Raw genomic sequence first — 222 nt, forward strand, 5'->3', positions numbered from 1 at the left:
TCTCGTTCTTGCCGTTCTCGCCGCTCTCGTTCTCGCTGCTCCGGTCGCTCTCGTCGTTCTGGTCCTCCAGGTCCTCTCGGTCGCTCTCGTTCTCGCCGCTCTGGCCGCTCTCGTTCTCGCCGCTCTGGCCGTTCCCGTTCTTGCCGTTCCGGTCGCTCTCGTTCTTGCCGTTCCGGTCGCTCTCGTTCTTGCCGTTCCGGTCGCTCTCGTTCTTGCCGTTCC

General features: G+C 64.4%; 1 protein-coding gene. It reads right to left on the reverse strand.

The features are described 5' to 3' along the window. The coding region (locus BM211_RS26485) for a hypothetical protein (protein WP_177206938.1) at positions 1-222 on the reverse strand (222 nt) is incomplete at both ends.

It is taken from the genome of Bacillus sp. 491mf, from assembly GCF_900112415.1.
Lineage (GTDB): Bacteria > Bacillota > Bacilli > Bacillales > Bacillaceae_G > Bacillus_A.